Source organism: Rahnella perminowiae (assembly GCF_019049755.1).
GTDB lineage: Bacteria > Pseudomonadota > Gammaproteobacteria > Enterobacterales > Enterobacteriaceae > Rahnella > Rahnella perminowiae.
On the sequence record NZ_JAFMOS010000345.1, the window covers coordinates 1 to 5,564 of the forward strand.

The window sequence follows — 5,564 nt, forward strand, 5'->3', positions numbered from 1 at the left end:
GTTATAGCCAGTGTGCAGGAAATCTGAGAAATATAACGTCATTTGATAAAGAGCATGACTTTGAGCGGGTAGTGATATTTTCTACAAAACGGCTGGGTGATTTTATGTTCAGTACGCCGGCCATAAGGGCGGTAAGACGACGTTATCCTGCAGCAAGGATTATTCTTGTTACCAGCCAGCAAAATTCACAGCTGGTTGAGCCCGGTGACAACTTTGATCGCGTTCTTCCTATGGATAATCACTACAGTGACATGAAAAAACTTGTCTCTGTTCTGAGAAGAGAAAAGCCTCAACTAGCCATTATTCTTCATAGCCGCGCCCCTTATGATATTATCGCTTCCATCATGTCGGGCTGTGAATTTATATTTAAAGATTATTACCGTAATGAACCTGCAGGTATGGAGAAGTGGTTGTCCGGTATTACCCGGGGACAATCGAAGCATATTATTCAGAGAAAACTTGATTTAGTCAGTTTGCTGGGCAGCAAACCTGATAATACGGAGATGTTTATACCTGCACGGATTCCTGCATTCGATAAAAAACCTGGCAAGATCCTTATCGGGCTGCAAATGGGGGCATCTAAAATGACGCACCGATGGCCGGTAGAACATTTTGCAGGTCTGGCCAAGCTGTTAATTGAAACGTCACCGCTTTTTCATCTGATCCTGATTGGTTCACCCGCCGAAACTGAGATCGCAGAGCGTTTTATTGCCAGGATGGAAGAGGCGCACGGAGCACAATTTACTGATATTACGGGAAAAACAACTATGCCGGAGTTGTTGTCAGTGATCGATGCGATGGATCTTTTAGTGACTAATGATACAGGACCGCTTCATTTAGCGATTGCAGCTAAAACGAAGACCATCAGTCTGTTCGTGCTTAATTCACCCGACGAAAACGGGCCTTATCAAAACCCGGAATTGCACAAGGTTATTTACAGGCCACCTGTCGAAAATGACCCATCCCGCCAGCTGAAACATCCGATGGACAGAATCACCGTTGAGGAAGTCTACAATGCAGTTGTTGAAAAATGCCTGAGTGAGGGCTGATGATGTTCTTCCCTGCGACATGAAAAGTCGCAGGAAGAAAAATCAGTACATAATCGTCGTATTAGGGCTATCGCCATTTTTGAGTTGTTTTTGTACGCGCATGCACAGGCTGAAGATCAGTAAATGAACATGCGTGATAAATGTGCTTTCTTCGGTGAACTGGTCACTGCGTAAGACGACCGTCTCCGAACGATTCTGTTTGGCAACCAGTAACTCAATCCCTTTTTCGCGGAATTCTTCTTCGTAGGCTTTTACGATCCCGGCGGGGGCGATAAGTGTGTAACTGTACATAGGTATTCCTGAAACTGAGTTGAACGTCTGATCGGAAAAATCTTAACAAGAATATCAAATACCAGTAGCTGGCTATTAGCAATTCGGGTGATGTTTTTTTGTACTAATGTCACAGATTGAGATGACTTTTGAAGGTTGCGGACATTCCGTAACCTGCACCTGCCGGTTTTTGTTGCCCGCCACGCGCACACTGCTATCATTCGTTCATAAACTCAGGGAGATAATGATGAAAAAAACACTGGTGGCCTTGGCGGCTTTATTCTTAGCCGGGTGCGCAGCCAATCCTTATGAACCGACGCTGCAGGTTAAGTCATCTTTCGCTAACGCCAGCGCGACCCCGCCGGCAGGGCAGACCCATATCCGTTTACACCGTTTAGAACAGTGGTCAGTTGTGCCGTTTGAGAAAACGTGTCCGCTGATGGTGTTTTTAGACGGACAGACCGTGGCTTCACTGCATTTTAATCAGTACGTGGATTTGAATGTGCCGAACGGGATACGCACCATTGATGTTCGCATTGCCTGTGCACTGACTAAAACATCGGGTTCGATTACCGTAGATGCGAACGGTAAAAGCATCAGCCTGGAAACGGATCGTAGTTTCTTCGGAACCTATAACATCCGGCCGGCAGGCAGCAGCAATAAATAACACAATAAATAACCCGCCGAGTGCGGGTTTTTTTTAGGTGCACAGACTATACATTGGCATCAGAGATAAGACGTTGGCCATCCGGAGATCGGGCTATGTTGCCGCGATCCCGGAAATAAAAGCCCTGCGCCGAGTCACATTGCAGTTCTTCCCGCCACATCAGCATGACGCTGATTCATTGATCATTCTCTTTTTGTCCGTTTTGCGGGGGTTGCTGTCAGTTAGTCAGGCGCAGGCATTTATCGTTTGCGTACTATGGCTTTAACGGAACATAACCGCAGCCTCAATGATAAATGGAGAATCGTATGTTAAACGACCCGTCGCAAAAGTATCGTCCCTTCCCGCCGGTGAATTTACCTGACCGCCGCTGGCCGGGAAATATCCTCGATAAAGCCCCGCAATGGTGTTCAAGTGATCTGCGTGACGGTAATCAGGCACTGGCAGAACCTATGGATAATGCCCGTAAGCGTCAGTTTTTTGATTTGCTGGTGAAGTGTGGTTTTAAGCAGATTGAGGTGGCGTTTCCCTCGGCTTCACAAACCGATTTCGATTTTGTCCGGGGCCTGATTGAAGAAGGGCTCATTCCGGATGACGTGGTGATTCAGGTTCTGACACCTTCGCGCCCGGATCTGATTGCCCGCACTTTTGAGGCGCTTAAAGATGTACCGCGCGCCATCGTGCATTTATATAACGCGACTGCACCGGTATTTCGTGAAGTGGTATTTAATCAGGATCAGGCCGCAACACGCGAGCTGGCGGTTCGCGGCGCTCAGCAGATCCGTCAACTGTGCGGGCAATATTCGCAGACAGAATGGACATTTGAATATTCGCCGGAAACCTTCTGTTTCACCGAACTGGAGTTTGCACTGGAAGTGTGTGAAGCCGTGGCGGATGTCTGGGAGCCGGGCGCTAAAAGACCGATGATCATTAATTTGCCGGCAACCGTGGAGGTCAGTACTCCGAATATTTACGCCGACCAGATTGAATGGTTCTGCCGCCATTTCAGCCGCCGGGAACAGGTTTCAATCAGTGTTCATCCGCACAATGATCGCGGAACCGGGGTAGCTTGTGCAGAGCTGGCGATGCTGGCCGGTGCCGACCGCGTGGAAGGATGCCTTTTCGGTAACGGTGAACGCACCGGCAACGTGGATATCGTGACGCTGGCACTGAATCTTTACACTCAGGGCGTCGCGCCGCAGCTGGATTTCAGCAATTTGCAGGCGATTGTCGAGGCAGTGGAAGAATGCAACCAGTTGCCTGTCCATCCGCGACATCCGTATGCCGGTGAACTGGTATTTACGGCATTTTCGGGTTCGCATCAGGATGCCATCAAAAAAGGGTTTGCTGCACAGAAAGTGACGGAGAGCCCTGTCTGGCGCGTGCCGTACCTGCCCTTAGATCCGGCGGATGTCGGTTGCAGCTATGAAGCGGTGATCCGCGTTAACAGCCAGTCCGGGAAAAGCGGAGCGGCCTGGTTGCTGGAGCAGAATCACGGGCTGAAATTACCGCGTGGTTTGCAAATTGATTTCAGCAAAGCGGTGCAACGTGAAACCGATACGCATGGCAAGGAAATGAGCACCAGCGATATCTGGCGGCTGTTCCGTCAGCGTTACGGATTAACCGATCAACCGGGGGTAAAACTGCTGAGTTACGACATTCGCAGCGATGAGCAAAATGTCTGCCATTTCAGTGCACGGATCCGTTATCGCAATGAAGAACAGCATATCGCCGGTAGCGGTAATGGTTTGCTGTCCGGTGCAGCCGATGCGCTGCGTCGCAGTTACGACGTGCAACTGGAAATCGGTGATTATCACGAACATACGCTGGGGCAACAAAGTCACAGTCGTGCTGTGGCGTATCTGAGTTGTCGCGGGCGGTTGGGGGAAAATTATTATGGCGTAGGCATCGACAGCGATGTGTCCAGCGCCTCATTGCAGGCGCTGTTCAATGCAGCCAGTGCTGTTATGGCTGATTAAAATATTCGCTGGGTGAGACGCCGAGTGACCGGCGAAACATCGCACTGAAGGCACTCGGGCTGTCGTAGCCGAGTGCCAGCGCCACATCAATAACGGAAATCCCCGCAGCAAGCTGATTCAGCGCTTCGAGCAATTTTGCCTGACGAACCCAGTCACTGAAACGTAATCCGGTTTCGCGCTGGAAACGGCGCGAAAGTGTGCGGCTGCTGATATCCAGACGCTGCGCGACATCTTCCAGCTCCCAGGATGAACACAGATCTGCACGAATCTGTTGGCAAAGTTCGGTCAGCTCCGGCTCTTTTGGTTCCGGCAGGTAAAGGGGCAGCGTCGGCAACAGACGCAGTTCATCGAGTAATAATTCCATGATGCGTTCATCGCGCCCGCCGGACAAATAATCGGCCGGAATGGTCAGCGATGATAAAATCAATTCACGCAGCAGCGGAGAAATCTGTACTACCTGGCATTGCGCAGGTAAATCAGCACGGGCCAGGGGATCGACAAACAGTGTGCGGGCCTTGACACCACCGATAAAACGCAGGCTATGTTCAACATAGGCAGGCAGCCAGACTCCCCGCCCGGGCGGCACCATCCAGGTGCCGAGTGACGTATGCACTTCTACAATGCCGGATAGCGTATGAATCAGCTGTGAGCAGTTGTGACTGTGGGCGGGTTCGCTGTCGCCATGTTGATAATCAATGGCCAGAGGCGCAATCGCCTGATGCGGAGCAAGGAAGTTGTGATGCATTGATCAATGATGTTTCTGTTTTTTGGCATCTTCTACGGCTTGCCTGGCTTCTTCTGCCGCTTTTTCAATTTCTTCTTCAGTCAGTTGTTCCGAAACTTCAAACAGTTCGCCCAGCCCGTCACTGACATGGACTTCATCGGCTTTGCTTTTGTTTTCTTTATTATTTTCATCGCTCATGCGTATGTCCTCATTGAATGAATCAGGGCTTGATTATAGCAGACATTACGGGGGATAACCGGAAGGAGAAGGCAGAGCCTGCCAGGCGACAGACTCTGAAAAAGCATTACTGGCGGTAAGCGAACTTAATTTGCTGCAGGGAATTTTTGAACACTTCAGCCTGCTGTTCGTCTTCCATCTGCGCGACAAAACGTTCCATATTCAGCATCACTTTACCGGCGTCAGCCTGGCCAATCGCTTTCAGGATCAGGGTCAGGGTGGCTTTCAGGCAGGCAACTTCTGTAGCCAGTGTGTCAACGTTTGCTTCCGTTGTAAAATCGCAATTACTCATTATTTTTATCTCCTCAGGCATGCTGTCAGGCAGCGTACTGAATTCTGAACCGGTGAAAAGTGGCCGCATTTTAGCATAGATGGCATGTTTTAGGGCAGCGTCAGAAAGGATGCTTAAAATGCGCGGCGATGTGCCCGCATATAGACTTTTCTGACAGTCAGTAAAGAATACTAAACATAATGAGTGGTTGAGAGTCTTTCATGTTTATGTGCAGAGTTATTCATATAAGCCATCGGCAATTCGTGCGATCACAAATAATAATTGGATATATCATAGATATATGAAGGGACGGTACTGACGCTTAAATAGTCAGGCCGGTGTAAAGAGAGTTTCAGATAAGAGAAAAGAC

Annotated in this window: 7 protein-coding genes; 3 read left to right on the forward strand and 4 right to left on the reverse strand. The window is 49.4% G+C overall.

The annotated features are described in order from the left end of the window. A partial coding sequence (locus J1785_RS03795) for a glycosyltransferase family 9 protein (protein ID WP_217218853.1) occupies positions 1-1,049 on the forward strand: 1,049 nt, incomplete at its 5' end. A 42-nt stretch (positions 1,050-1,091) separates the two neighbouring features. Here J1785_RS03795 and J1785_RS03800 read toward each other — a convergent pair. Continuing rightward, positions 1,092-1,340 (reverse strand): hypothetical protein, encoded by a 249-nt coding sequence (locus J1785_RS03800; RefSeq protein ID WP_129951873.1) that lies wholly within the window; start codon positions 1,338-1,340, stop codon positions 1,092-1,094. Positions 1,341-1,563: 223 nt separating this feature from the next. Between J1785_RS03800 and J1785_RS03805 the strand changes: the two genes are divergently transcribed. Both J1785_RS03805 and leuA read left to right on the forward strand, forming a co-directional pair. After that, the gene (locus tag J1785_RS03805) at positions 1,564-1,986 is read left to right on the forward strand and encodes a hypothetical protein (protein ID WP_235173145.1); all 423 of its coding nucleotides are present in this window, start codon (positions 1,564-1,566) and stop codon (positions 1,984-1,986) included. A gap of 305 nt (positions 1,987-2,291) precedes the next feature. Beyond that, a complete protein-coding gene (leuA, locus tag J1785_RS03810; RefSeq protein ID WP_217139254.1) occupies positions 2,292-3,962 on the forward strand; it encodes a 2-isopropylmalate synthase in 1,671 nt (556 codons plus the stop codon). Here the strand turns inward: leuA and J1785_RS03815 are convergent. From J1785_RS03815 to J1785_RS03825, 3 genes are all read right to left on the reverse strand, one after another. After that, a complete protein-coding gene (locus J1785_RS03815; RefSeq protein ID WP_129951871.1) occupies positions 3,949-4,707 on the reverse strand; it encodes an AraC family transcriptional regulator in 759 nt (252 codons plus the stop codon). The two genes, leuA and J1785_RS03815, sit on opposite strands and share 14 nt — an antisense overlap. Positions 4,708-4,710: 3 nt before the next feature. Beyond that, on the reverse strand, positions 4,711-4,884 hold the full coding sequence (locus J1785_RS03820) for a hypothetical protein (protein ID WP_165383693.1): 174 nt from the start codon (positions 4,882-4,884) through the stop codon (positions 4,711-4,713). A 106-nt stretch (positions 4,885-4,990) separates the two neighbouring features. Beyond that, on the reverse strand, positions 4,991-5,215 hold the full coding sequence (locus J1785_RS03825) for a DUF2594 family protein (RefSeq protein ID WP_217218854.1): 225 nt from the start codon (positions 5,213-5,215) through the stop codon (positions 4,991-4,993). Between the last annotated feature and the right edge of the window lie 349 nt (positions 5,216-5,564).

Coding starts and splice junctions, on each gene's coding strand:
- J1785_RS03800 (WP_129951873.1), bottom strand. CDS start 1,340: ATGTACAGTTACACACTTATCGCCCCCGCCGGGATCGTAAAAGCCTAC.
- J1785_RS03805 (WP_235173145.1), top strand. CDS start 1,564: ATGATGAAAAAAACACTGGTGGCCTTGGCGGCTTTATTCTTAGCCGGG.
- leuA (WP_217139254.1), top strand. CDS start 2,292: ATGTTAAACGACCCGTCGCAAAAGTATCGTCCCTTCCCGCCGGTGAAT.
- J1785_RS03815 (WP_129951871.1), bottom strand. CDS start 4,707: ATGCATCACAACTTCCTTGCTCCGCATCAGGCGATTGCGCCTCTGGCC.
- J1785_RS03820 (WP_165383693.1), bottom strand. CDS start 4,884: ATGAGCGATGAAAATAATAAAGAAAACAAAAGCAAAGCCGATGAAGTC.
- J1785_RS03825 (WP_217218854.1), bottom strand. CDS start 5,215: ATGAGTAATTGCGATTTTACAACGGAAGCAAACGTTGACACACTGGCT.